At 59.7% G+C, this 1,939-nt stretch carries 4 protein-coding genes; all 4 read left to right on the forward strand.

Annotation, left to right across the window (positions count from 1 at the left end):
• Positions 1-236: 236 nt before the first annotated feature.
• On the forward strand, positions 237-830 hold the full coding sequence (gene hisB, locus HT737_RS17410) for an imidazoleglycerol-phosphate dehydratase HisB (protein ID WP_007909204.1): 594 nt from the start codon (positions 237-239) through the stop codon (positions 828-830).
• Positions 830-1,468, forward strand: coding sequence for an imidazole glycerol phosphate synthase subunit HisH (hisH, locus tag HT737_RS17415; RefSeq protein ID WP_121183239.1), 639 nt, complete (start codon positions 830-832; stop codon positions 1,466-1,468). The genes hisB and hisH overlap by 1 nt, the downstream gene beginning before the upstream one ends.
• The gene (locus tag HT737_RS17420) at positions 1,469-1,729 is read left to right on the forward strand and encodes a DUF2164 domain-containing protein (protein ID WP_095667781.1); all 261 of its coding nucleotides are present in this window, start codon (positions 1,469-1,471) and stop codon (positions 1,727-1,729) included.
• Positions 1,730-1,771: 42 nt separating this feature from the next.
• A partial coding sequence (locus tag HT737_RS17425; protein ID WP_306287226.1) for a HisA/HisF-related TIM barrel protein occupies positions 1,772-1,939 on the forward strand: 168 nt, incomplete at its 3' end.

Genomic DNA, 1,939 nt, shown 5'->3' on the forward strand with positions numbered 1-1,939 from the left:
GCCTGCTCGCGAAGACGGACGGTCAGTTGCCATAAGTGTTGGCTGACTCACCGCGTTCGCGAGCAGGCTCGCTCCCACATTTGTTTTCGGGGTGCCTGTAATGGCTTGTATGGACATGTCTACCCGCGACAGCCGGGCCTTCTGTCCGTCAGGCATATCACGTCGCGTGTTTCTGTTTCGGCCCCGCGTGCCTATAATGGCTGCCTTTTTCGCCCAATGATTTTGCGGAGCTGGTGATGGCCGAACGTAAGGCGTCTGTCGAGCGCGACACTCTGGAAACCCAGATCAAAGCCTCGATCAACCTTGATGGCACCGGAAAGGCCCGATTCGATATCGGTGTTCCTTTTCTTGAGCACATGCTGGATCAGATCGCCCGTCACGGGTTGATCGACCTGGATATTGAATGCAAGGGCGATCTGCATATCGACGACCACCATACCGTGGAAGACGTCGGTATCACCCTCGGCCAGGCCTTCGCCAAAGCCATCGGCGACAAGAAAGGCATCCGTCGCTACGGTCACGCCTACGTGCCGCTCGATGAAGCGCTGTCGCGCGTGGTGATCGACTTCTCCGGTCGCCCGGGCCTGCAGATGCACGTGCCGTACACCCGCGCCACCGTGGGCGGCTTCGACGTCGACCTGTTCCAGGAATTCTTCCAGGGCTTCGTCAACCACGCGCTGGTCAGCCTGCACATCGACAACCTGCGTGGCACCAATACCCACCACCAGATCGAAACCGTGTTCAAGGCATTCGGCCGCGCGCTGCGCATGGCCGTCGAGCTGGATGAGCGCATGGCCGGGCAGATGCCATCGACCAAAGGCGTTCTGTAATGCAGACGGTTGCAGTTATCGACTACGGCATGGGCAACCTGCACTCGGTGGCCAAGGCCCTCGAGCACGTGGGCGCCGGCAAGGTGCTGATCACCAGCGATGCGGACGTGATCCGTGAAGCCGACCGCGTGGTATTCCCGGGCGTTGGCGCGATTCGCGACTGCATGGCGGAGATCCGTCGCCTCGGTTTCGACGCGCTGGTGCGTGAAGTCAGCCAGGATCGTCCGTTCCTCGGCATCTGTGTCGGCATGCAAGCCCTGCTCGACAGCAGCGAAGAGAACGACGGCGTCGACTGCATCGGCCTGTTCCCGGGCGCGGTGAAGTTCTTCGGCAAAGACCTGCATGAAGACGGCGAGCATCTGAAAGTCCCGCACATGGGCTGGAACGAGGTGCAGCAGAAGGTCAGTCACCCGCTGTGGCACGATATTCCGGACATGGCGCGTTTCTACTTCGTGCACAGCTACTACATCGCCGCCGCCAACGCGCGGCAGGTAGTCGGTAGCGGTCATTACGGGCTCGATTTCGCTGCCGCGCTGGCCGATGGCTCGCGTTTCGCCGTGCAGTTCCACCCGGAGAAGAGCCATACCCATGGCCTGCAATTGCTGCAGAACTTCGCCGCGTGGGACGGTCGCTGGTAAATGGCTGCCAGGAAATCCAAGCCGCCGGTCCTGACCCTCACTCCCGAACAGGAGAGCGAGGCCAATCGCAAGATTCAGCGATTCATGGAGGATCGGTTCGAACTCGACCTGGGTTCGTTCGAAGCGGCGGAAATTCTTGAGCTGTTTACCCGCGAAATTGCTCCGCACTATTACAACAGGGCGATTTTCGATGTGCAGACCCACCTCAAAGAGCGGTTTGAAAGCATCGAAAGCGACCTGTGGGCGCTCGAGAAAAACTGATTTCCGAGCCAAGCTGAACATTCAAATTTGAAGGTTTGCCAGATGCTGATTATTCCCGCTATCGATCTTAAAGACGGTGCCTGCGTACGTCTGCGCCAGGGCCGCATGGAAGATTCCACAGTGTTCTCCGAGGACCCGGTGAGCATGGCTGCCAAGTGGGTGGAGGGCGGTTGCCGCCGTCTGCATCTGGTCGATCTGAACGGCGCATTC

This window comes from Pseudomonas sp. MD195_PC81_125 (genome assembly GCF_014060985.1).
Lineage (GTDB): Bacteria > Pseudomonadota > Gammaproteobacteria > Pseudomonadales > Pseudomonadaceae > Aquipseudomonas > Aquipseudomonas parakoreensis.